10 protein-coding genes, 1 tRNA gene and 3 rRNA genes are annotated in these 23459 nt (G+C 67.9%); 1 reads left to right on the top strand and 13 read right to left on the bottom strand.

Translation table 11 applies throughout. The features are described from left to right. Positions 1 to 98: 98 nt before the first annotated feature. The 8 genes from ACGH52_RS28370 to ACGH52_RS28335 form a co-directional block, all read right to left on the bottom strand. Positions 99 to 479, bottom strand: coding sequence for a helix-turn-helix domain-containing protein (locus ACGH52_RS28370; RefSeq protein ID WP_007387871.1), 381 nt, complete (start codon positions 477 to 479; stop codon positions 99 to 101). 109 nt (positions 480 to 588) lie between these two features. Then, positions 589 to 1134 (bottom strand): CinA family protein, encoded by a 546-nt coding sequence (locus ACGH52_RS28365; protein WP_121702801.1) that lies wholly within the window; start codon positions 1132 to 1134, stop codon positions 589 to 591. After that, positions 1131 to 1919, bottom strand: coding sequence for a CDP-diacylglycerol--glycerol-3-phosphate 3-phosphatidyltransferase (gene pgsA, locus ACGH52_RS28360; RefSeq protein WP_399943383.1), 789 nt, complete (start codon positions 1917 to 1919; stop codon positions 1131 to 1133). Before pgsA ends, ACGH52_RS28365 begins: the two co-directional genes overlap by 4 nt. Further along, positions 1916 to 3397 (bottom strand): 30S ribosomal protein S12 methylthiotransferase RimO, encoded by a 1482-nt coding sequence (rimO, locus tag ACGH52_RS28355; protein ID WP_059297842.1) that lies wholly within the window; start codon positions 3395 to 3397, stop codon positions 1916 to 1918. The genes pgsA and rimO overlap by 4 nt, the downstream gene beginning before the upstream one ends. 91 nt (positions 3398 to 3488) lie before the next feature. Beyond that, positions 3489 to 4352 carry a helix-turn-helix domain-containing protein gene (locus tag ACGH52_RS28350; protein WP_076976622.1) on the bottom strand — a complete coding sequence of 288 codons (864 nt, stop codon included), beginning with the start codon at positions 4350 to 4352 and terminating at the stop codon, positions 3489 to 3491. Positions 4353 to 4614: 262 nt separating this feature from the next. Further along, a complete protein-coding gene (locus ACGH52_RS28345) occupies positions 4615 to 7365 on the bottom strand; it encodes a DNA translocase FtsK (protein WP_399943380.1) in 2751 nt (916 codons plus the stop codon). Positions 7366 to 7568: 203 nt separating this feature from the next. Further along, a complete protein-coding gene (locus tag ACGH52_RS28340; protein WP_059297837.1) occupies positions 7569 to 8243 on the bottom strand; it encodes a two-component system response regulator in 675 nt (224 codons plus the stop codon). A gap of 445 nt (positions 8244 to 8688) precedes the next feature. Further along, complete coding sequence (locus tag ACGH52_RS28335; RefSeq protein ID WP_121702803.1) at positions 8689 to 14178, bottom strand: HAMP domain-containing protein; 5490 nt, start codon at positions 14176 to 14178, stop codon at positions 8689 to 8691. 395 nt (positions 14179 to 14573) lie between these two features. Here ACGH52_RS28335 and ACGH52_RS28330 point away from each other — a divergent pair, with 395 nt between their 5' ends. Then, positions 14574 to 17324 (top strand): SpoIIE family protein phosphatase, encoded by a 2751-nt coding sequence (locus ACGH52_RS28330; protein ID WP_059297834.1) that lies wholly within the window; start codon positions 14574 to 14576, stop codon positions 17322 to 17324. Positions 17325 to 17371: 47 nt separating this feature from the next. On the opposite strand, the gene ACGH52_RS28325 is transcribed toward ACGH52_RS28330, so the two are convergent. The 5 genes from ACGH52_RS28325 to ACGH52_RS28305 all read right to left on the bottom strand — a co-directional run bounded on the left by ACGH52_RS28325 (position 17372) and on the right by ACGH52_RS28305 (position 23444). After that, positions 17372 to 17447 (bottom strand) — tRNA-Thr (locus ACGH52_RS28325). A gap of 81 nt (positions 17448 to 17528) precedes the next feature. Then, the gene (locus ACGH52_RS28320; RefSeq protein WP_210978270.1) at positions 17529 to 18191 is read right to left on the bottom strand and encodes a DegT/DnrJ/EryC1/StrS family aminotransferase; all 663 of its coding nucleotides are present in this window, start codon (positions 18189 to 18191) and stop codon (positions 17529 to 17531) included. Between the two features lie 114 nt (positions 18192 to 18305). After that, a 5S ribosomal RNA gene (gene rrf, locus ACGH52_RS28315) occupies positions 18306 to 18422 on the bottom strand. Between the two features lie 85 nt (positions 18423 to 18507). Next, positions 18508 to 21629, bottom strand: a 23S ribosomal RNA gene (locus ACGH52_RS28310). Positions 21630 to 21917: 288 nt separating this feature from the next. After that, positions 21918 to 23444, bottom strand: a 16S ribosomal RNA gene (locus ACGH52_RS28305). The 16S, 23S and 5S rRNA genes sit together here, the layout of an rRNA operon. Between the last annotated feature and the right edge of the window lie 15 nt (positions 23445 to 23459).

Below are 23459 nucleotides of genomic sequence, written 5' to 3'. Positions count from 1 at the left end.
CGGGGACGCACCCGGGCATGCGAAAGGCCCCGGCCTCGTCTCTCCGGTCTCCCGGAGCGACCCCGGCCGGGGCCTCACACGCACACGTTCTCGGGCGCTCAGGCGGCGACGACGTCCACTGCCTCGGCGGGCGCCTTGATGGTCACCCGCTCCGGTGGCACGCCGGTCACCGAGACGGAACCCAGCATCGGGCGCACCGGTGCCGGTACGGTCTCGCTGGGCGTCGCCGCAGCGGACTGGGCCAGCTCGGCGAGGGCGAGTTCGTCGCTCACTTCCCGCATGAGCTCGGACATCCGTACGTCCAGCGCGTCGCAGATGGCGGAGAGCAGCTCGGAAGAAGCCTCCTTCTGCCCCCGCTCCACCTCGGAGAGATAGCCGAGTGAGACTCGGGCGGACGAGGAGACTTCGCGCAGAGTACGGCCCTGGCGCTGGCGCTGCCGACGCAGCACGTCACCCAGCAGGCGACGGAGCAGAATCATCGGTGGCTCCCTCCTCGGACCGTGTAACCGCATCCTTCACGCCCCACCGTACCGCCTCGCGCCGCGGCCGTGCGGGGAGCGATGTCGTGTTCACTCAGGGCTGCAAACATCAAAACCCCCCGTTCCGTTCCGTATCCTGTGCCCGCTCATTCCCGGTCTGTTCGCTCGCAAGCTCCCGCAGCAGAAGCGCGAGTACGCTCCGTACACTCTCCATACGAATTTCCGCGCGGTCGCCGTTCAACCGCAGCGCCTCCACTTTTCCGCCATCGGCGCAACCCTGCCCGGCGCCGGAAGGCCCGGCCACGGCCACGAAAACGGTCCCCACGGCCTGCCCGTCCTGCGGGTCCGGACCCGCGACACCCGTCGTCGCGATGCCCCAGTCGGCGCCCAGCGCCGTGCGCACGCCTGCCGCCATCTGGGCGGCGACCTGCGGGTCCACGGCTCCGCGCGCCGCGAGCAGCTCGCCGTCGACGCCGAGCAGCTCCTGCTTCAGTTCCGTCGCGTAGGCGGTGACGGAGCCCCGGAAGGCCTTGGACGCCCCCGGGACCGCCGTGAGCGCGGCAGCGACCATTCCACCGGTCAGCGACTCGGCGACCGCGAGGGTCTCGCCCTTGACCGTGAGTAGTCGCACCACGTCGGCGGCCGTGGAACTCAACCTTCCGTCCCCTTCAACGCCGCTCTGCGTTCGGCGATTCCCCGGCGGCGCAGCACAATGGCCTGCTTCACATAGTCCAGTCCGGTCGCCACGGTCAGGACGACCGCCGCGGCCATCACCCAGAACCTCAGGGTGGCCAGGGGCCCCGTCAGCGCCAGGACGTACATGCCGACGGCGATGCCCTGGGTGAGCGTCTTGAGCTTGCCGCCCCGGCTCGCGGGGATGACTCCGTACCGGATGACCACGAAACGCAGGACGGTGACGCCGAGTTCCCGGCCGAGGATGACGGCCGTCACCCACCACGGCAGGTCGCCCAGCGCGGACAGGCAGATGAGCGCCGCGCCCATGATCGCCTTGTCGGCGATGGGGTCGGCGATCTTCCCGAAGTCGGTGACGAGGTCGTAGGTGCGCGCCAGGTGCCCGTCGAAGAGGTCCGTGATCATGGCGACGGCGAAAGCGGCCCAGGCGAAGGAGCGCCAGGCCGGGTCGTACCCGCCGTTGCCGAGCATCAGCGCGACGAAGGCCGGCACGAGGAGCAGGCGGAGCATCGTCAGCAGATTGGCGACGTTCCAGACGCTCGCCTGGTTGACGGCCGCGGCCGCGATCTTGCCGCCGCGCCCGGCCGCACCGCCCTCGGTCGCGCCCCGTTCCGCCCTGCCCCGGTCCACGGCGCCCCCCGGGTCCGTACACTCGCCCGGTTCCTGTGCCGCGCCCGAGGCGCCGCGCGGGCCGGTCCTGCGCGCACTGGAGGAGCCGCCCGCCGCGGACGCCGGGACTCCGGTCATCTGCCGGCCTCCTCACTCCACTCGGGCGAGCCCAGCAGCGGTTCGGCCACCAGGTCGACGCCTTCCGTAGCGACCACCTTCGCGTCGACCATACGACCGACACTCAGGCCTTCGCCGCTCGTGAGCAGCACCTGGCCGTCCGTCTCCGGGGCCTGGTGCTCCGCGCGGCCGCGGACACCGTCCCCCTCGTCGGCGGACGCGACGGACTCGACGAGCACCCGCACGGTCGCGCCGACGCGCTCGTCGGCCCGCTGCGAGACCAGTTCCTCCGCCAGGCGGGATACACGTGCCAGCCGCTCGGCGACGACGTCCTCGTCCAGCTTGTCGGCGTAGGTGGCCGCCTCGGTGCCCTCCTCGTCGGAGTACCCGAAGACGCCGATGGCGTCCAGCCGGGCGTGGTTCAGGAACCGCTCCAGCTCGGCGAGGTCGGACTCGGACTCGCCGGGGAAGCCGACGATGAAGTTGGAGCGGACGCCCGCCTCGGGCGCCTTGCTCCGGATGGTGTCCAGGAGCTCCAGGAAGCGGTCGGTGTCGCCGAAGCGGCGCATCGCGCGCAGCACGTTCGGCGCGGAGTGCTGGAAGGAGAGGTCGAAGTAGGGCACGACCTTCTCGGTGGAGGTCAGCACGTCGATCAGGCCGGGGCGCATCTCGGCGGGCTGGAGGTAACTGACGCGCACCCGCTCGATGCCGTCGACCTCGGCGAGGTTGGGCAGCAGCGACTCCAGGAGCCGGATGTCGCCGAGGTCCTTGCCGTAGGAGGTGTTGTTCTCGGAGACCAGCATGATCTCCTTGACGCCCTGCTCGGCCAGCCACCGCGTCTCGTTCAGCACGTCGCTCGGGCGGCGCGAGATGAAGGAGCCGCGGAAGGACGGGATGGCGCAGAAGGAGCAGCGCCGGTCGCAGCCGGAGGCCAGCTTCACCGAGGCGACCGGGGAGCCGTCCAGGCGGCGGCGCAGGGGCGCGCGCGGCCCGGAGGCGGGGGCAACGCCCTCGGGCAGGTCGGTCGGGCCGTGTCCCGGCAGAGCGACCGCGGCTCCGGCCTCCTGCCGCTCGGCGGGGCTGATCGGCAGCAGCTTGCGCCGGTCGCGCGGGGTGTGGGCGGCGTGGATGCCGCCGTTCAGGATGGTCTGCAGGCGGTCGGAGATGTCGGCGTAGTCGTCGAAGCCGAGGACGCCGTCGGCCTCCGGGAGGGCGTCGGCCAGCTCCTTGCCGTAGCGCTCGGCCATGCAGCCCACCGCCACGACGGCCTGCGTTCTTCCGTGGCCCTTGAGGTCGTTGGCCTCCAGGAGGGCGTCCACGGAGTCCTTCTTGGCGGCCTCGACGAAGCCGCACGTGTTCACGACGGCGACGTCCGCTTCCTCGGCGTCGTCGACGAGCTTCCAGCCGTCCGCCTCCAGACGGCCTGCGAGCTCCTCCGAGTCCACCTCGTTACGGGCGCAGCCAAGGGTGACGAGTGCGACGGTACGGCTTTCAGGCATGGGCTCAAGACTACTTCGTCCCGCCGACAGCCCATGTCGAAGGGGTTGGCCGAGCCCGGCCAACCCCGTACCGACTCCTCCCCGCGGGCCCTTATCCGACCTGCGGGTCGCCCTTCGTGTAGGTCAGGCGCTCGACGGCGCCGGGCCGGAAGTCGTCCTCGATCTTCTTGCCGTTGACGTAGAGCTGGATGACTCCGGCGTCGCCGAGGACGAGCTTGACCTTCTCGTTGTCCTGGAAGGTCTTGGAGTCGCCCTGCTCGAGCAGTCCGTCGAAGAGCAGCCGGCCGTTGTGGTCCTGGGCGGAGATCCAGCTGCGGCCCTCGGTGGCGCTGACCTTGACGGTCACCTTGTCCGCGGGCGCGGCGGCGATGGCGCTGTCGCTCGGTTCCGGCTTGGGGTCGGCGGGCTTGTCGGGCTTGGCGCTCGACGAGGCGGACTCGCCGGACGACGGCTGGGCCCCCTCGGCGACGCTCGCCTCGTTGCCGCCGTCGTCGCCACCCTTGACGAAGGTGAAGCCCACGAACCCGATCACCGCGACGATCGCGGCGACCATGGCGGCGGTCCAGTTGGGTCCGCGCCGCTCGGGACGGATGCGTTCCGCCTCGAACAGGGGCGCGGCGGGGGTCGGCGCCGGGCGTCCGCCGTGCTCGGCGTCGAACTGCGCGAGCAGCTCGGCCGGGTCCAGCCCGACGGCCTTGGCCAGGGTGCGGATGTGACCGCGCGCGTAGACGTCGCCGCCGCAGGGCGCGAAGTCGTCCGCCTCGATGGCGTGCACGATGGCGATGCGGACCCGGGTGGCGGTGGTGATGTCGTCGACGGTCAGCCCGGCGGCGATCCGGGCCTGCTGCAGGGCGCGGCCCACCGAGGGGCGGGCTTCCTCGGGAACGCCTGCGGGGGTGTCGTGGGACTCGTCTTCGATCGGACGCTCGTCTTCGGGGGAGTTGCCGTTGGACACGGGGGCGCCTTTCGAGCGTTTAGCCGCCTGTGCTGGGCGTTCAGTCTAGGGGGGGTGCAAACGGGTGGGGCAACCGGGCGGTACGACCTTTACGCCATCGGAATGGCCCGGCACCCCGATGGTGGACTACCTGTTTGTCACTTCCCTCAACTTGACGTAGGGCCTGGGGAAACGGTTGCTCAATGATCCCTAACGGGTGAGTCACGATCGGCCGCCCGGCCGTCGTGACCCTCTGTCGGCGGAACCCTTCGCTTACCCGTCCCTACCCTTCAGACTCCCCCCGGATCAGCGCGAGCACGCCGTCCAGCTCGTCAGGCTTCACAAGAACGTCACGAGCCTTTGAGCCTTCGCTCGGTCCGACGATGCTGCGCGACTCCATCAGGTCCATCAGCCGCCCGGCCTTGGCGAAGCCGACGCGCAGCTTGCGCTGGAGCATCGAGGTCGACCCGAACTGCGTGGAGACGACCAGCTCGGCCGCCTGGCACAGCAGGTCGAGGTCGTCGCCGATGTCCTCGTCGACCTCCTTCTTCTGCTTGGTCCCGACGGTGACGTCGTCCCGGAAGACCGGCGCCATCTGGTCCTTGCAGTGCTGGACGACGCCCGCGACCTCCTCCTCGGTCACGAACGCGCCCTGCATACGGGTCGGCTTGTTCGCGCCCATCGGCAGGAAGAGGCCGTCGCCCTTGCCGATGAGCTTCTCGGCGCCGGGCTGGTCGAGGATGACCCGCGAGTCGGCCAGCGAGGAGGTGGCGAAGGCCAGCCGGGAGGGCACGTTCGCCTTGATCAGGCCGGTGACGACGTCCACGGACGGCCGCTGGGTGGCCAGCACCAGGTGGATGCCGGCCGCGCGCGCGAGCTGCGTGATCCGCACGATCGCGTCCTCGACGTCGCGCGGCGCGACCATCATCAGGTCGGCCAGCTCGTCCACGATCACCAGCAGGTACGGGTACGGCTGGAGTTCGCGCTCGCTGCCCTCGGGCGGCTTGACCTTGCCCTCGCGCACCGCGCGGTTGAAGTCGTCGATGTGCCGGTAGCCGTAGGCCGCGAGGTCGTCGTAGCGCAGGTCCATCTCGCGCACGACCCACTGGAGCGCCTCGGCGGCCCGCTTCGGGTTGGTGATGATCGGCGTGATCAGGTGCGGGATGCCCTCGTACGCCGTCAGCTCGACGCGCTTGGGGTCGACCAGGATCATCCGGACGTCCTCGGGGGTCGCCCGCATCATGATCGAGGTGATCAGGCAGTTGATGCAGGACGACTTGCCGGAGCCGGTGGCGCCGGCCACCAGCATGTGCGGCATCTTCGCCAGCGAGTGCATGACGTAGCCGCCCTCGACGTCCTTGCCGAAGGCGACCAGCATCGGGTCGTCGTCCTCGGCGGACTCGGCGAGCCGCAGCACGTCGCCGAGGTTGACCATCTCCCGGTCGGTGTTGGGGATCTCGATGCCGACCGCGGACTTGCCGGGGATGGGGCTGATGATCCGCACGTCGGGGCTGGCGACGGCGTACGCGATGTTCTTGGCCAGCGCGGTGATCCGCTCGACCTTTACGGCGGGACCGAGCTCGACCTCGTACCGCGTGACCGTCGGGCCGCGGGTGAAGCCGGTGACGGCGGCGTCGACCTTGAACTCGGTGAAGACGGTGGTCAGCGAGGCGACTATGGCGTCGTTGGCGGCGCTGCGCGCCTTGCCGGGACCGCCACGGGTGAGCATGTCGAGGGCCGGCAGGGAGTAGGTAATGTCGCCGGAGAGCTGAAGCTGCTCGGCTCGCGGCGGCAGGTCCCGCTCCTTGGGGGGCGGCGTCTTGGTGAGGTCGGCGACCACCGCCGCGCCGTTGTCGGGGTCGCCCTTCCGCGCCTTGTCCTGCTTGAGCTTCCCCGGCTGCGGCCGCGCGGCCGGCACGGGCGTGGGCGTCGGGGTCGTGGACTCGCGGTCCCCCGTGCTCACGCCCTGGGTGAGGTCGGCGACCAGCGGCGAGGGCGGCATCCCGTGCAGTACGGCCCCGTCGAGCGCGGCGGCGGCGGCCGCGGCGACGTCCACGGCGTCCATCGGCCGGTTCATCTCGGGCTGGGGTACCGCGGACCGCCGGGGCCTGCCGCGGCGCCGGCTGAGTGCCTCCTGCTCGGCCGCGTCGGGGTCGTAGGGCTCGGCGGCCGGTGCCCCGCGCTTGCGGGACCGGGCGGGCAGCGCCTCGCGCCACTGCTCGTCGTAGCGCTCGTCCTCCTCGGTGTACTCCTCCGCCCGCGGATCGTGGATCACGCCGAGCCTCACCCCGAGCTGCCGCAGCCGCTGCGGGACCGCGTTGACCGGGGTGGCCGTGACGACGAGCAGCCCGAAGACCGTGAGCAGCACCAGCAGCGGCACGGCCAGCACGTCGGTCATGGTGTACGACAGCGGCGTCGCCGCGCCCCAGCCGATGAGGCCCCCGGCGTCCCTTATGGCCTGCATGCCCTCGCTGCGGGCCGGTGAGCCGCAGGCGACGTGCACCTGTCCGAGCACGCCGATGACGAGCGCGGACAGGCCGATCACGATCCGTCCGTTGGCCTCGGGCTTCTCGGGGTGCCGGATCAGGCGTACGGCGATGGCGCCGAGCAGGATCGGCACGAGCAGGTCGAGGCGGCCGAAGGCGCCGGCCACGAGGATCTCGACGAGGTCGCCGACGGGGCCCTTGAGGTCGGCCCAGGTGCCGGCGGCGACGATCAGCGCGACGCCGAGCAGCAGCAGGGCGACGCCGTCCTTGCGGTGGGCCGGGTCGAGGTTCTTGGCGCCCTGCCCTATGCCGCGGAAGACGGCGCCCACCGCGTGCGCGAGGCCCAGCCAGAGGGCGCGCACCAGTCGGTAGACGCCTCCGGTGGGGCTCGGAACCGGTTTGGGCGCGGGCTTCTTGGCCGCGGCCTTCTTCGCGGGCGCCTTTTTCGCGGGCGCTTTCTTGGCCGCGGACTTCTTGGCGGGACCCTTCGCGGGAGCGGCCGCCTTCTTCGCGGGCTGCTTCTTGGCTGCGGAGGGACGTGAGGCCATGGGTGTGAGGTTACCGGGGGAGACGGCGGTCGACACGTGTGCCTACCGCTTCACCCGTTCGTGTCGCCCATCGGCGCGGGCGGAACTGACGCTTCCGGTACAGCCCCTGACGAGACCTCACAGACCGTCTCGCAGTCGGCATCACGGACGGCCGCACGGAAGCGACCCGGTGGGACGCGCGGGCACCCGGGGCGCTCGCGGCGTCAGTTGACGGCGGCCTGGCCTCCGGACGAGCCCGGCTCCAGGGCGTCCAGCGCCCGCCGCAGCCCGGTGAGCTTGCGCTCCAGGTGGGCGGCCGTCGCCACCGCCGCCGCGTCCGTCGACTCGTCGCCGAGCTGCTTGGACAGCGCCTCCGCCTGCTCCTCCACGGCCGCCAGCCGCGCCGACAGCTCGGCGAGCAGCCCCGCCGGCTCCTTGGCCTCACCGGCCTCGACCTTGCCGTTGCCCTCCAACTGGAGCCGCAGCAGCGCCGCCTGCTCGCGCAGCTGGCAGTTCTTCATGTACAGCTCGACGAAGACCGAGACCTTGGCCCGCAGCACCCAGGGGTCGAACGGCTTGGAGATGTAGTCCACCGCGCCCGCCGCGTACCCGCGGAAGGTGTGGTGCGGGCCGTGGTTGATCGCGGTGAGGAAGATGATCGGGATGTCCCGGGTCCGCTCCCGTCGCTTGATGTGCGCGGCGGTCTCGAAACCGTCCATGCCCGGCATCTGGACGTCCAGCAGAATGACCGCGAAGTCGTCCGTGAGCAGTGCTTTGAGCGCTTCCTCCCCGGACGATGCCCGCACCAGCGTCTGATCGAGCGCCGAGAGGATCGCCTCCAGCGCAAGCAGATTCTCCGGCCGGTCATCGACCAGGAGGATCTTGGCCTTCTGCACCATGGCCCGCCCTCCTCGCCCCGGCGTGGGGCCTCCCCTGTCCACAGGACCTGGCGCGGCACCGGCGGGTGCCGCCCCGGGGGACGGCTCCCTTGCGCCGTCCGTCCTTGTGCCGGTCATCGTAGCCGCACCCCGCCTGTCGCCACACCCTGTCACCGTGATGTCACTGTGCTCGTAGCAGAAACGCGGCGGGGGACCAGAAGGTTCCCCGAATCCCGTACTCCTACACGGCTTCGGCACGCTGAGTCAGCGACTCCGCGTGAACCCCGAAGGTTCCCGCCGTTCACACACACCCCACGTTCGCACACCGCCCGCGCGGACCGCACGGAAGGTGCCCGTACGCACGACACCGTGCCCGAACGTACTACGGGCCCGGCGTCCGGACGTACCGGTCACTTCCCGCGGGCCCCCGGCCCCGGCCGGGCCGACCGCCACCGGCTCCGCGCGCTCACTCCTCGTGCATCCACTGCTGCATCACCGTCAGCAGGTGGTCGGGGTCGACCGGCTTCGTCACGTAGTCGGACGCGCCGGACTCGATCGCCTTCTCCCGGTCGCCCTTCATCGCCTTCGCGGTCAGCGCGATGATCGGCAGCCCGGCGAACTGGGGCATCCGGCGGATCGCCGTGGTCGTCGCGTACCCGTCCATCTCCGGCATCATGATGTCCATCAGGACGACCGCCACGTCCTCGTGCTGCTCCAGGACCTCGATGCCCTCGCGCCCGTTCTCGGCGTACAGCACGGACAGACCGTGCTGCTCCAGGACGCTGGTGAGGGCGAAGACGTTGCGGATGTCGTCGTCGACGATCAGCACCTTCTGCCCGCCGAACCGGATGCCCCGGCTCGAACGCGGCGCCGACTCCTGCCCGGCGCCCGGCTGCCGCTCCTGCGGCTCGGGCCGGTCCTCGGTGTCCGCGGCCGACGGGCCACGGCGCCGGAACAGCGCCCGCGTACCGTTCTGCGAGTCCTGGTACGGCGTTGCCTCGGTAGACGCCTCGAACTCCGTGTCCGGCAGCTCCCCCGCGGCACCCGTGGACATGGGCAGCTCACCGGCCTCCACGGAGGGCAGCGGCTGCTGGTAGCCGTGCGGGGGCAGCTCGCTCGGGTGCAGCGGCAGGTAGAGCGTGAACGTCGACCCGCGGCCCGGCTCGCTCTGCGCGTGGATCTCACCCCCGAGCAGCTGCGCGATCTCCCGCGAGATGGACAGCCCGAGGCCCGTACCGCCGTACTTGCGGCTGGTGGTGCCGTCGGCCTGCTTGAACGCCTCGAAGATCACCTGCATCTTGCTGGCCGCGATCCCGATTCCCGTGTCGCTCACGGAGAACGCGATCAGCTCGGCGTCCGGGTCGTTCACCGAACCGGCCTCCAGCAACTGCTCCCGGATGGCCTGCGGAACCTCGTCCCGGGCCGGGCGGATGACCAGCTCGACGGAGCCCGAGTCGGTGAACTTCACCGCGTTGGACAGCAGGTTGCGCAGCACCTGGAGCAGCCGCTGCTCGTCGGTGTGCATGGTGGCGGGCAGCCCCGGCGACACCCGCACCGACAGGTCCAGACCCTTCTCCGCGCTCAGCGGCCGGAAGGTGGCCTCCACGTAGTCCACGAGCTGCACGAGGGCGATCCGCGTCGGGGACACGTCCATCTTCCCCGCGTCGACCTTCGACAGGTCGAGGATGTCGTTGATCAGCTGGAGCAGGTCGGAGCCGGCCCCGTGAATCGTCTCGGCGAACTCGACCTGCTTCGGGGTCAGGTTCGCGTCGGCGTTGTCGGCGAGCAACTTGGCCAGAATGAGCAGCGAGTTGAGCGGCGTACGCAGCTCGTGCGACATGTTGGCCAGGAACTCGCTCTTGTAGCGCATCGAGACCGCGAGCTGCTCGGCACGCTCCTCCAGGACCTGCCGCGCCTCCTCGATCTCGGTGTTCTTCACCTCGATGTCGCGGTTCTGCTGCGCCAGCAGCTCGGCCTTCTCCTCCAGTTCGGCGTTGGACGACTGGAGCGCCTTCTGCCGCTGCTCCAACTCCTCCGACCGCTCCCGCAGTTGCTCGGTCAGCTCCTGCGACTGGCTCAGCAGGACCTCCGTCTTGGTGTTCACGGAGATGGTGTTGACGCTCGTCGCGATCATCTCGGCGATCTGGTTCAGGAAGTCCTTCTGGATGTGCGTGAACGGCGTGAACGACGCCAGCTCGATGACGCCGAGCACCTGCCCCTCGAACAGCACCGGCAGCACGATCACCTGCGCGGGCGGCGCCTCGCCGAGCCCGGAGGAGATCTTCAGGTAACCGCTCGGCGCGTTCTCCACGAGGATCGTGCGCTTCTCCTGGGCGGCCGTGCCGACCAGCGCCTCACCCGGCCGGAACGAGGTGGGCATGGAGCCCATCGAGTAGCCGTACGACCCGAGCATCCGCAGTTCGTACGCGTCGCCCTCGGCGCCCGCCTGCTCCTGGCCGTCCACCAGGGGCATCGCGAGGAAGAACGCCCCGTGCTGGGCGGAGACGACCGGGGTCAGCTCGCTCATGATCAGCGAGGCCACGTCCTGGAGGTCGCGGCGGCCCTGCATGAGTCCGGAGATCCGGGCCAGATTGCCCTTGAGCCAGTCCTGCTCCTTGTTGGCGATCGTGGTGTCACGCAGGTTGGCGATCATCTTGTTGATGTAGTCCTGCAGCTCGGAGATCTCGCCCGAGGCGTCCACGTCGATCTTCAGGTTCAGGTCACCGCGGGTCACCGCGGTCGCCACGCGCGCGATGGCCCGCACCTGCCGGGTGAGGTTCCCGGCCATCTCGTTCACCGACTCCGTCAGGTCGCGCCAGGTGCCGTCGACGTCCCGCACGCGCGCCTGACCGCCGAGCTGCCCCTCCGTGCCCACCTCCCGGGCGACGCGGGTGACCTCCTCGGCGAAGGAGGAGAGCTGGTCGACCATCGTGTTGATGGTCGTCTTCAGCTCCAGGATCTCGCCGCGCGCGTCGATGTCGATCTTCTTGGTCAGGTCGCCCTTCGCGATCGCCGTGGTGACCATGGCGATGTTGCGCACCTGACCGGTCAGGTTGGACGCCATCTGGTTCACCGACTCGGTGAGGTCCTTCCACGTCCCCGACACACCCGGCACCTGTGCCTGGCCGCCCAGGATGCCGTCGGTGCCCACCTCGCGGGCCACCTTGGTCACCTGGTCGGCGAAGGACCGCAGCGTCCGCACCATGGTGTTGAAGGTGTCGGCGAGCTGCGCGACCTCGCCGCGCGCCTCGATCGTCACCGTCCGCGTCAGGTCGCCGTTGGCGACGGCAGCGGCCACCTGGGAGATGTTCCGCACCTGGACCGTGAGGTTCTTGGCCATCAGGTTGACGTTGTCGTTGAGGTCCTTCCAGATACCCACGACGCCAGGCACGCTCGCCTGGCCGCCGAGGATGCCCTCCGTACCCACCTCACGGGCCACCCGCGTGACCTGCTCGGCGAAGGACGACAGCTGGTCGACCATCGTGTTGACGGTGGTGACCAGCTCGAGGATCTCGCCCTTGGCGTCGACGGTGATCTTCTTCGAGAGATCGCCCTTGGCGACCGCGGTCGTCACCTCGGCGATGTTGCGCACCTGCATGGTCAGGTTGTTGGCCATGCCGTTCACGGACTGCGTGAGGTCCTTCCAGGTGCCGGAGACGCCCTGCACCTCCGCCTGGCCGCCGAGGATGCCCTCGGTGCCCACCTCGCGCGCGACGCGCGTGACCTCCTGGGCGAACGACGACAGCTGGTCCACCATCGTGTTCAGGGTGTTCTTCAGCTCCAGGATCTCCCCGCGCGCGTCCACGGTGATCTTCTGGGACAGGTCGCCGCGCGCCACCGCCGTCGCGACCTGCGCGATGTTGCGGACCTGCGCGGTGAGGTTGCCGGCCATGCCGTTCACCGAGTCGGTCAGGTCACGCCACACACCGGCGACGCCGGGCACCTGCGCCTGACCGCCGAGGCGGCCCTCGGTCCCCACCTCGCGGGCCACCCGCGTGACCTGCTCCGCGAACGAGGACAGCTGGTCGACCATCGTGTTGATGGTGTTCTTCAGCTCCAGGATCTCGCCGCGCGCGTCCACGTCGATCTTCTGGGACAGGTCACCGCGCGCCACCGCCGTCGTCACCTGCGCGATGTTGCGCACCTGGGAGGTCAGATTGCCGGCCATGGAGTTGACGGAGTCCGTCAGCTCCTTCCAGGTCCCCGACACGCCGTCGACCCGGGCCTGACCGCCCAGGCGGCCCTCCGTGCCCACGTCCCGGGCCATCCGCGTGACCTGGTCGGCGAAGCTGGAGAGCTGGTCCACCATCGTGTTCACGGTGTTCTTCAGCTGGAGCATCTCGCCGGAGACGTCCACGGTGACCTTCTGCGACAGGTCGCCGTTGGCCACCGCCGTCGTCACCTGTGCGATGTTCCTCACCTGGCCGGTGAGGTTGCGGAACGCGGTGTTGACGGAGTCGGTGAGGTCCTTCCACGTGCCCGCCGCCCCCGGCACCTGCGCCTGCCCGCCCAGCTCACCCTCGACGCCGACCTCGCGGGCCACCCGCGTGACCTCGGCACCGAAGCTGGAGAGCTGGTCCACCATCGTGTTGACGGTGTTCTTCAGCTCCAGCATCTCCCCGGCCACGTCCACCGTGACCTTCTGCGACAGGTCACCGCTGGCCACGGCGGTCGTCACCGCGGCGATGTCCCGCACCTGGGTGGTCAGGTTTCGGAAGACGGTGTTGACGGAGTCCGTCAGGTCCTTCCAGATACCGGCCGCGCCCGGCACGTTCGCCTGGCCGCCGAGCTGCCCCTCCCCACCGGTCTCGTTCGCCACGCGCGTGACCTCGTCCGCGAAGATCCGCAGCGTCTCGGTCATCTGGTTGATCGTCTCGGCGAGCTGCGCGACCTCGCCGCGGGCCGGGACCGTCACCTTCTTCGACAGGTCGCCGTTGGCCACCGCCGTCGTCACGTGCGAGATCTCCCGCACCTGGGCCGTCAGGTTCCCGGCCATGGTGTTGACGGAGTCGGTCAGCTCCTTCCACACCCCGGCCACGCCCGGCACCTGCGCCTGACCGCCGAGCGCGCCCTCGGTGCCCACCTCGCGGGCCACCCGCGTCACCTCGGAGGAGAACGCGGAGAGCTGGTCCACCATCGTGTTGACGGTGTTCTTCAGCTCCAGCATCTCCCCGGCCACGTGCACCGTGACCTTCCGGGACAGGTCGCCCTTGGCCACCGCCGTCGTCACCAGCGCGATGTCCCGCACCTGCGCGGTGAGCCGGTAGGCCATCGTGTTGACGGAGTCCGTCAGGTCCTTCCACGACCCGGACATGCCCCGCACCCGGGCCTGACCGCCCAGCTTGCCCTCGGTGCCGACCTCGCTGGCCACCCGCGTGACCTCGTCCGTGAACGTCGACAACTGGTCGACCAGGTTGTTCACGGTCCGGCCGACCTTCAGGAACTCACCGCGCAGCGGCTGCCCGGTGCCCTCCTCGTTCTGCGTCCGCAGCTCCATGCGGGGCGACAGATCACCGTCCGCCACCGCCGACAGCACCCGGCTGACCTCGGAGACGGGCCGTACGAGGTCGTCCACCAGCGCGTTCGAGTGGTCGATCGCGGCCGCCCAGGACCCCTCGCAGGCGCCGGTCTCCAGCCGCTCCGTGAGTTTTCCCTCACGTCCGACCACGCGCCGCACCCGCGCCAGCTCACCCGTGAGGTGCAGATTGCGGTCGGCCACCTCGTTGAAGACCGCCGCGATCTCCGACATCACGCCGTCGCCGGACACCGTGAGCCGCCTGCGGAAATTCCCCTCGCGCATGGACACCAGCGCCGCGAGCAGCCGGTTGAGCGCGGCCGTGTCCACGGTCGTACTGCCGCTCCGTGCGCCGCCACCCCGCGTTTTGCCCTGGTTACTCAGGGACTGTCCGCCTTTCGCGCGCGTCTTCGTGGCCCGCGTCGCTGCGCCAGACTCCACTGTGTCCCTCCCGCAGGGGTCGACCGATACCGCTGTGCCCGGCCCGCCCATGCTCGGCGGACCGGTTGCTGCCGCTTGATTCCCGTACTGCCGGGCGATCCGGTCCGGCGCGCCGGACCGCTTCCAGGGGCTGCTGCCCACCCGACTCGGCGCGCATTCACCTGCCCGGACCTTCACAAGCAGCCTGCCCAGTGTTTCACCCCGGCCGAACCAGGCCATAACAGTTCGGCAGCTTCGCACATCGTCCGCACACCCTCTGGGCGGAAACACTGCAGACCGGCATCCGGATGGACGGCGAAGGTAAGTAACCTTGCATACGGCTGTCCAGCCGAACCGGTCCCGTCCGGTCTGGGCGGTGGCACGAAGACGGGGCGGGCATCGGAGGGGCGGCCGGAATGACCACCGGACTGATCCCGGGGGAGCAGCCCCCGGATCCCGGGCCGACGGGTGGACTGCCGCAGCAGCGGCACGAACCGGTCGGCCATGAGGCCGTGCACGGGGAGAGAGGGTCGAGGAGTTCTGTGATCACCGCGCGCGCGGCCGCCAGCTTCGAGCCCGTCGGACGATCCGTGGCGAGCGCCCGGTCCTTCGTCCGCGACACGCTCCAGGGCTGGGGCCATGCCGACATCGTCGACGACGCCGTGGTGCTCACCAGCGAACTGGTGACCAATGCCGTGGTCCACGCCGGCACCACCGCCGACGTCCTGTGCCTGCGCGGCGACGACGGCGTGCGGATCGAGGTGGCCGACCACTACCCCGAGCGCGAGGTCCCCCTCCAGGGCTCCCCCGCCGACATGGGCAGCCCCGACCGCGAGGGCGGGCGCGGCCTCCAGCTGTGCGCGGCCCTGGCCGACCGGTGGGGCGTGGAGTACACGCCCACGCTCAAGAACGTCTGGTTCCACCTCCATCTGCCGGAGCGTCCGGTCGGCACCCGCGCGGCCGGCCCCTCCCTCCCGGCCGCACTGCTGCCGCTGGCCGACGGCCGGGTCCGCGTCGCCGTCGTCCAGATCGACCGCACCGGCGCGGTCACGTCGTGGAACGAGGACGCGGAGGAGCTCTTCGGCTACGCCGCCGACCAGGTCACCGGCAAGCCCCTGACCGACCTCGCCGCCTGGCCGCACACCCCCGGCACCAGCACCGGCATCGCCGAGGCACTCCAGCTCTCCCGCTGGGAGGGCAGCTACGGCATGCGGGGCGCCAACGGCCGCGTCACCCCGGTCTACGCCTCCCACCTGCGCGTCCGCGACGCCGACGGCGAGCCCTCCACGGTCTGCCTCCTCGTGCGCGACCACGAACGCGCGGTGCTGCAGACCCCGTTGCGGGTCCCGGCCTCCGACTCCCCGTCCTCCGAGGGCCAGAGCGCGGACCCCTTCGAGGTGTTCATCGGCTCCCCCGCGCCGGACGACCTCGACGGCCTCCTCCAGCGCACCGTCGAACGCGCCCGGGACATGCTCGACGCCGACGCCGCCTTCCTGCTCCTGGCCACCGACGACGAGACGGAGTTGGAGGTCCGCGCCTCCACCGGCCTGCCCTCCGCCCGCCAGCGGTTCGCCCGCGTCCCCGTCGAGGCGGGCCCCGGCCGCTACGGCTCGGCGCGCATGCCCGCCGTCCACGACGACCTCGAAGCCGTCCCCGGCGCGGTTCCGCTGCTCAACAGCACGGGCATGCGCTCGGTCGTCACCGTCCCCCTCAAGGTCGAGGGCCGCCTCACCGGCTCCCTCGGGGTCGCCGCCGAGGCCCCCGGCCGGTACTCCAACGAGGAGGCGCTGCGCCTCCAGTTCGCGGCCGACCGCATCGCGCTGGCCGTCGAGTCGGCGCGCCTGGGCGAGCTGGAGCGGCTGCGCCGCGGCTCGCTCAGCTTCCTCGTCGAGGCCTCCGACCTCCTCGCCGGCACCCTCGACCGCGACCAGACGCTGGCCCTCATGGCCCAGATGACGGTCCCCACGCTGGCCACCTGGTGCGCCGTCTACACCATCGCCGACCAGGCCTCGGACCCGTACCTCTCGTACGTCCTGCACGAGGACGAGGAGCTCATCGACGGCATCAAGTCCCTGCTGTCGAAGATCGCCCCGCCCGACCCGGTGCCCACCCCGGGCGCCCGCGTGTGGACGGCCCCCGCGGAGATGGCCCACCAGGCGGCCCTGCGCACCTCCATGCGCGACCTCGGCCTCAGCGGCGGCGCGTCCCAGCCGCTGAGCACCGGCATCGGCCCGACCCTCGCCACGGCCTCCGCGGTCGGCGGCGAGACCGTCGTCCTGCCACTGGTGGCCCGCAACCGCGTCATCGGCATGCTCACCCTCGGCAAGCCCACCGACGACCACTTCCGCCAGGAGATCCTCGAACTCGCCGAGGACCTGTCCCGCCGGGCCGCCCTGGCCCTGGACAACGCCCGGCTGTACTCGGAGCGCACGGCCATCAGCCAGTCCCTCCAGCGCAGCCTGCTGCCCCCGGAACTCCCCGTCGTGGAAGGCGTCGAGGTCGACGTCATCTACCGCGCGGCGGGCGAGGGCAACGAGGTCGGCGGCGACTTCTACGACCTCTTCCCCATCAGCGACGACGCGTACGGCTTCGCCATCGGCGACGTCTGCGGTACGGGCCCCAACGCGGCCGCGGTCACAGGCCTCGCCCGGCACGCCCTGCGCCTGCTGGCCCGCGAGGGCCTCAGCGGCCCGGAGGTCCTGCAGCGCCTCAACTCCGCCATCCTCGACGAGGGCGCCCGCAGCCGCTTCCTCACGCTGCTGTACGGCGAGATGCGCCCCCAGGAGGACGGCAGCGCGGAGCTGAAGGTGGTCTGCGCCGGCCACCCGCTCCCCCTCCGCCTGCGCCAGGACGGCACGGTGGAACCGGCCGCCGAACCGCAGCCCCTCCTCGGCGTCATCGAGGACCTGGAGCTGTACGAGCAGACGGTCACCCTCGACCCGGGCGACGTCCTGCTCTGTGTCACGGACGGCGTCACCGAACGCCGCGAGGGCACCCGCATGCTGGGCGACGACGGCCTCGCCGACGTCCTCACGTCCTGCACGGGCCTGACGGCGGGCGCGGTGGCCGCCCGCATCATGCGCGCGGTGGAGCGCTTCGCGTCCGACGCCCCGTCCGACGACATGGCGATCCTCGCGATGCGCGTCCCGGAGCCCCACGCGGACTGAACCGAGGCATGCGAAAGGCCCCGCCCGAATGGGCGGGGCCTTTGTGCTGGAGCCCCCAAACGGAATCGAACCGTTGACCTTCTCCTTACCATGGAGACGCTCTACCGACTGAGCTATAGGGGCCTGTCGCTTTCGAGGTCTCCCTCGCGGCAACGGAATAGATCATACCCCGAACAAGCCGGTGCTCCCAACCACGGACTTCCCTCAGTACGCGGCTTGCAGCAGCCCGCCCAGCGCGTTGCAGGCGGACACGATCCGCTGCATGTCCCGCTTCGTCAGGGCGGCTTCGACCGGCAGCGCCAGCGTCTCATCGACGGCCCGCTCCGTCTCCGGCAGCGACACACACCGCCGGAATCCAGGCATCCGGTGCACGGGCGTCTTCACCGGCACCCGGCAGTCGACACCCCTCCCCCGCACCGCGCGGGCGAACGCGTCGCGGTCCGGCCGCCCGTTCCCCGGCACCCGCACCACGTACTGCTGATAGGTGTGCCCGTCACCCCCGTCGGGGGTCCGCACGCCCCTCAACTTCCCGTCGAGGTAGGCCGCCCGCTGCCTGCGCCGCGCTATCTCCTCGTAGGGCACCTCGGACTCGCCCCGTTCCAGCACGAGCAGCCCGTGCCGCTGCCCGATCCGGTGCAGAGAGCCCATGTCCGCCGGCCGACCGAACCGGTGCACGACGACGACGGCGGCGGTACGAGGCGTCAGCGCCGCCTCCACCAGAGAGGCGTCCAGACAGTACGTAGCCGGATCTATGTCGGCGAACACCGGCGACGCGCCCACCTGGGCCACGGCCTCGGCGACTTCCACGTTCCCGAAGGCAGGTACGACGACCTCGTCGCCGACGCCCACGCCGGCGGCCCTGAGCATTGCTGCAGTACCCATAAGTGGGATGGTCGGGGCGCAACGTGAACTCGAAGTAACAGAAAGCAAAAAAGGGCTGGTCCGGGAACCGAAGTTCCGGGACCAGCCCTTTCAATAATTGTTCGGCGGCGTCCTACTCTCCCACAGGGTCCCCCCTGCAGTACCATCGGCGCTGTAAGGCTTAGCTTCCGGGTTCGAAATGTAACCGGGCGTTTCCCCTACGCTATGACCACCGAAACACTATGAAACAGACAACCAACCGGTGACCAACACGGTCTGATTGTTCGTGGTTTCAGAACCAACACAGTGGACGCGAGCAACTGAGGACAAGCCCTCGGCCTATTAGTACCGGTCACCTCCACACCTCACGGTGCTTCCAGATCCGGCCTATCAACCCAGTCTTCTACTGGGAGCCTTAACCCCTCAAGGGGGTGGGAGTCCTCATCTCGAAGCAGGCTTCCCGCTTAGATGCTTTCAGCGGTTATCCCTCCCGAACGTAGCCAACCAGCCATGCCCTTGGCAGGACAACTGGCACACCAGAGGTTCGTCCGTCCCGGTCCTCTCGTACTAGGGACAGCCCTTCTCAAGACTCCTACGCGCACAGCGGATAGGGACCGAACTGTCTCACGACGTTCTAAACCCAGCTCGCGTACCGCTTTAATGGGCGAACAGCCCAACCCTTGGGACCGACTCCAGCCCCAGGATGCGACGAGCCGACATCGAGGTGCCAAACCATCCCGTCGATATGGACTCTTGGGGAAGATCAGCCTGTTATCCCCGGGGTACCTTTTATCCGTTGAGCGACGGCGCTTCCACAAGCCACCGCCGGATCACTAGTCCCGACTTTCGTCCCTGCTCGACCCGTCGGTCTCACAGTCAAGCTCCCTTGTGCACTTACACTCAACACCTGATTGCCAACCAGGCTGAGGGAACCTTTGGGCGCCTCCGTTACTCTTTAGGAGGCAACCGCCCCAGTTAAACTACCCATCAGACACTGTCCCTGATCCGGATCACGGACCCAGGTTAGACATCCAGCACGACCAGACTGGTATTTCAACGACGACTCCACCCACACTGGCGTGCGAGCTTCAAAGTCTCCCAGCTATCCTACACAAGCCGAACCGAACACCAATATCAAACTGTAGTAAAGGTCCCGGGGTCTTTCCGTCCTGCTGCGCGAAACGAGCATCTTTACTCGTAGTGCAATTTCACCGGGCCTATGGTTGAGACAGTCGAGAAGTCGTTACGCCATTCGTGCAGGTCGGAACTTACCCGACAAGGAATTTCGCTACCTTAGGATGGTTATAGTTACCACCGCCGTTTACTGGCGCTTAAGTTCTCAGCTTCGCCCCACCGAAATGGAGCTAACCGGTCCCCTTAACGTTCCAGCACCGGGCAGGCGTCAGTCCGTATACATCGCCTTACGGCTTCGCACGGACCTGTGTTTTTAGTAAACAGTCGCTTCTCGCTGGTCTCTGCGGCCACCCCCAGCTCGGAGTGCAAGACTCGTCACCGGGTGTGGCCCCCCTTCTCCCGAAGTTACGGGGGCATTTTGCCGAGTTCCTTAACCATAGTTCACCCGAACGCCTCGGTATTCTCTACCTGACCACCTGAGTCGGTTTAGGGTACGGGCCGCCATGAAACTCGCTAGAGGCTTTTCTCGACAGCATAGGATCATCCACTTCACCACAATCGGCTCGGCATCAGGTCTCAGCCGTATGCAAGGCGGATTTACCTACCTTGCGGCCTACACCCTTACCCCGGGACAACCACCGCCCGGGATGGACTACCTTCCTGCGTCACCCCATCACTCACCTACTACAGGTCTGGATCATCGGCTCCACCACTCCCCCTCACTCCGAAGAGATCAGGGGCGGCTTCACGGACTTAGCATCGCCTGGTTCAATGTTTGACGCTTCACAGCGGGTACCGGAATATCAACCGGTTATCCATCGACTACGCCTGTCGGCCTCGCCTTAGGTCCCGACTTACCCTGGGCAGATCAGCTTGACCCAGGAACCCTTAGTCAATCGGCGCAAACGTTTCTCACGTTTGTATCGCTACTCATGCCTGCATTCTCACTCGTGAACCGTCCACAACTCGCTTCCGCGGCTGCTTCACCCGGCACACGACGCTCCCCTACCCATCACAGCCGGCGTTGGCCGTATTGCTGCAATGACACGACTTCGGCGGTACGCTTGAGCCCCGCTACATTGTCGGCGCGGAATCACTAGACCAGTGAGCTATTACGCACTCTTTCAAGGGTGGCTGCTTCTAAGCCAACCTCCTGGTTGTCTGTGCGACTCCACATCCTTTCCCACTTAGCGTACGCTTAGGGGCCTTAGTCGATGCTCTGGGCTGTTTCCCTCTCGACCATGGAGCTTATCCCCCACAGTCTCACTGCCGCGCTCTCACTTACCGGCATTCGGAGTTTGGCTAAGGTCAGTAACCCGGTAGGGCCCATCGCCTATCCAGTGCTCTACCTCCGGCAAGAAACACACGACGCTGCACCTAAATGCATTTCGGGGAGAACCAGCTATCACGGAGTTTGATTGGCCTTTCACCCCTAACCACAGGTCATCCCCCAGGTTTTCAACCCTGGTGGGTTCGGTCCTCCACGACCTCTTACAGCCGCTTCAACCTGCCCATGGCTAGATCACTCCGCTTCGGGTCTTGAGCGTGCTACTAAAACGCCCTATTCGGACTCGCTTTCGCTACGGCTTCCCCACCCGGGTTAACCTCGCAACACACCGCAAACTCGCAGGCTCATTCTTCAAAAGGCACGCAGTCACGACGCAAGGACAAGTCCTTGCGCGACGCTCCCACGGCTTGTAGGCACACGGTTTCAGGTACTATTTCACTCCGCTCCCGCGGTACTTTTCACCATTCCCTCACGGTACTATCCGCTATCGGTCACCAGGGAATATTTAGGCTTAGCGGGTGGTCCCGCCAGATTCACACGGGATTTCTCGGGCCCCGTGCTACTTGGGTGTCTCTCCAACGAGCCGCTGATGTTTCGACTACGGGGGTCTTACCCTCTACGCCGGACCTTTCGCATGTCCTTCGCCTACATCAACGGTTTCTGACTCGTCCTGTTGCCGGCAGACAACAGAAGAGAGATCCCACAACCCCGCACACGCAACCCCTGCCGGGTCTCACACGTATACGGTTTAGCCTCATCCGGTTTCGCTCGCCACTACTCCCGGAATCACGGTTGTTTTCTCTTCCTGCGGGTACTGAGATGTTTCACTTCCCCGCGTTCCCTCCACACTGCCTATGTGTTCAGCAGCGGGTGACAGCCCATGACGACTGCCGGGTTTCCCCATTCGGACACCCCCGGATCAAAGCCTGGTTGACGACTCCCCGGGGCCTATCGTGGCCTCCCACGTCCTTCATCGGTTCCTGGTGCCAAGGCATCCACCGTGCGCCCTTAAAAACTTGGCCACAGATGCTCGCGTCCACTGTGCAGTTCTCAAACAACGACCAACCACCCATCACCCCGGGAAAAACTCCCGAGTGCACTGGGGCCGGCAACCGAAGACCCAGCCTTACGGCCGTGCCCTCAGATACCCAACAGCGTGCCCGACCAGGTTCCGTCCGGAGATCGTGCTTTCCACGCTCCGAAGAGCAGTACTTGCAGCCTCCGACCCGTGAACCAGGCCGAGTAGTCAACGTTCCACCCATGAGCAACCGTGCAGGACATTTGCCTGCAGTCGGCTATGTGCTCCTTAGAAAGGAGGTGATCCAGCCGCACCTTCCGGTACGGCTACCTTGTTACGACTTCGTCCCAATCGCCAGTCCCACCTTCGACAGCTCCCTCCCACAAGGGGTTGGGCCACCGGCTTCGGGTGTTACCGACTTTCGTGACGTGACGGGCGGTGTGTACAAGGCCCGGGAACGTATTCACCGCAGCAATGCTGATCTGCGATTACTAGCGACTCCGACTTCATGGGGTCGAGTTGCAGACCCCAATCCGAACTGAGACCGGCTTTTTGAGATTCGCTCCACCTTGCGGTATCGCAGCTCATTGTACCGGCCATTGTAGCACGTGTGCAGCCCAAGACATAAGGGGCATGATGACTTGACGTCGTCCCCACCTTCCTCCGAGTTGACCCCGGCGGTCTCCCGTGAGTCCCCAACACCCCGAAGGGCTTGCTGGCAACACGGGACAAGGGTTGCGCTCGTTGCGGGACTTAACCCAACATCTCACGACACGAGCTGACGACAGCCATGCACCACCTGTACACCGACCACAAGGGGGCGCCCATCTCTGGACGTTTCCGGTGTATGTCAAGCCTTGGTAAGGTTCTTCGCGTTGCGTCGAATTAAGCCACATGCTCCGCCGCTTGTGCGGGCCCCCGTCAATTCCTTTGAGTTTTAGCCTTGCGGCCGTACTCCCCAGGCGGGGCACTTAATGCGTTAGCTGCGGCACGGACAACGTGGAATGTTGCCCACACCTAGTGCCCACCGTTTACGGCGTGGACTACCAGGGTATCTAATCCTGTTCGCTCCCCACGCTTTCGCTCCTCAGCGTCAGTATCGGCCCAGAGATCCGCCTTCGCCACCGGTGTTCCTCCTGATATCTGCGCATTTCACCGCTACACCAGGAATTCCGATCTCCCCTACCGAACTCTAGCCTGCCCGTATCGACTGCAGACCCGGGGTTAAGCCCCGGGCTTTCACAACCGACGTGACAAGCCGCCTACGAGCTCTTTACGCCCAATAATTCCGGACAACGCTTGCGCCCTACGTATTACCGCGGCTGCTGGCACGTAGTTAGCCGGCGCTTCTTCTGCAGGTACCGTCACTTTCGCTTCTTCCCTGCTGAAAGAGGTTTACAACCCGAAGGCCGTCATCCCTCACGCGGCGTCGCTGCATCAGGCTTTCGCCCATTGTGCAATATTCCCCACTGCTGCCTCCCGTAGGAGTCTGGGCCGTGTCTCAGTCCCAGTGTGGCCGGTCGCCCTCTCAGGCCGGCTACCCGTCGTCGCCTTGGTGAGCCACTACCTCACCAACAAGCTGATAGGCCGCGGGCTCATCCTGCACCGCCGGAGCTTTCGAACCGCCTGGATGCCCAGGCGGATCAGTATCCGGTATTAGACCCCGTTTCCAGGGCTTGTCCCAGAGTGCAGGGCAGATTACCCACGTGTTACTCACCCGTTCGCCACTAATCCCCACCGAAGTGGTTCATCGTTCGACTTGCATGTGTTAAGCACGCCGCCAGCGTTCGTCCTGAGCCAGGATCAAACTCTCCGTGAATGCTTGACATCACGG

The organism is Streptomyces sp. BBFR25, from assembly GCF_044590125.1.
Lineage (GTDB): Bacteria > Actinomycetota > Actinomycetes > Streptomycetales > Streptomycetaceae > Streptomyces > Streptomyces canus_D.
The sequence above is the reverse complement of the archived record's forward strand: the minus strand, read 5'-3'. Positions and strand labels throughout refer to the sequence as shown.

Excerpts from the sequence above, each read along its gene's own strand:
- pgsA (WP_399943383.1), bottom strand. The coding sequence starts at position 1,919 with ATGACCGGAGTCCCGGCGTCCGCGGCGGGCGGCTCCTCCAGTGCGCGC.
- ACGH52_RS28330 (WP_059297834.1), top strand. The coding sequence starts at position 14,574 with ATGACCACCGGACTGATCCCGGGGGAGCAGCCCCCGGATCCCGGGCCG.
- ACGH52_RS28340 (WP_059297837.1), bottom strand. The coding sequence starts at position 8,243 with ATGGTGCAGAAGGCCAAGATCCTCCTGGTCGATGACCGGCCGGAGAAT.
- ACGH52_RS28320 (WP_210978270.1), bottom strand. The coding sequence starts at position 18,191 with ATGCTCAGGGCCGCCGGCGTGGGCGTCGGCGACGAGGTCGTCGTACCT.
- ACGH52_RS28370 (WP_007387871.1), bottom strand. The coding sequence starts at position 479 with ATGATTCTGCTCCGTCGCCTGCTGGGTGACGTGCTGCGTCGGCAGCGC.
- rimO (WP_059297842.1), bottom strand. The coding sequence starts at position 3,397 with ATGCCTGAAAGCCGTACCGTCGCACTCGTCACCCTTGGCTGCGCCCGT.
- ACGH52_RS28345 (WP_399943380.1), bottom strand. The coding sequence starts at position 7,365 with ATGGCCTCACGTCCCTCCGCAGCCAAGAAGCAGCCCGCGAAGAAGGCG.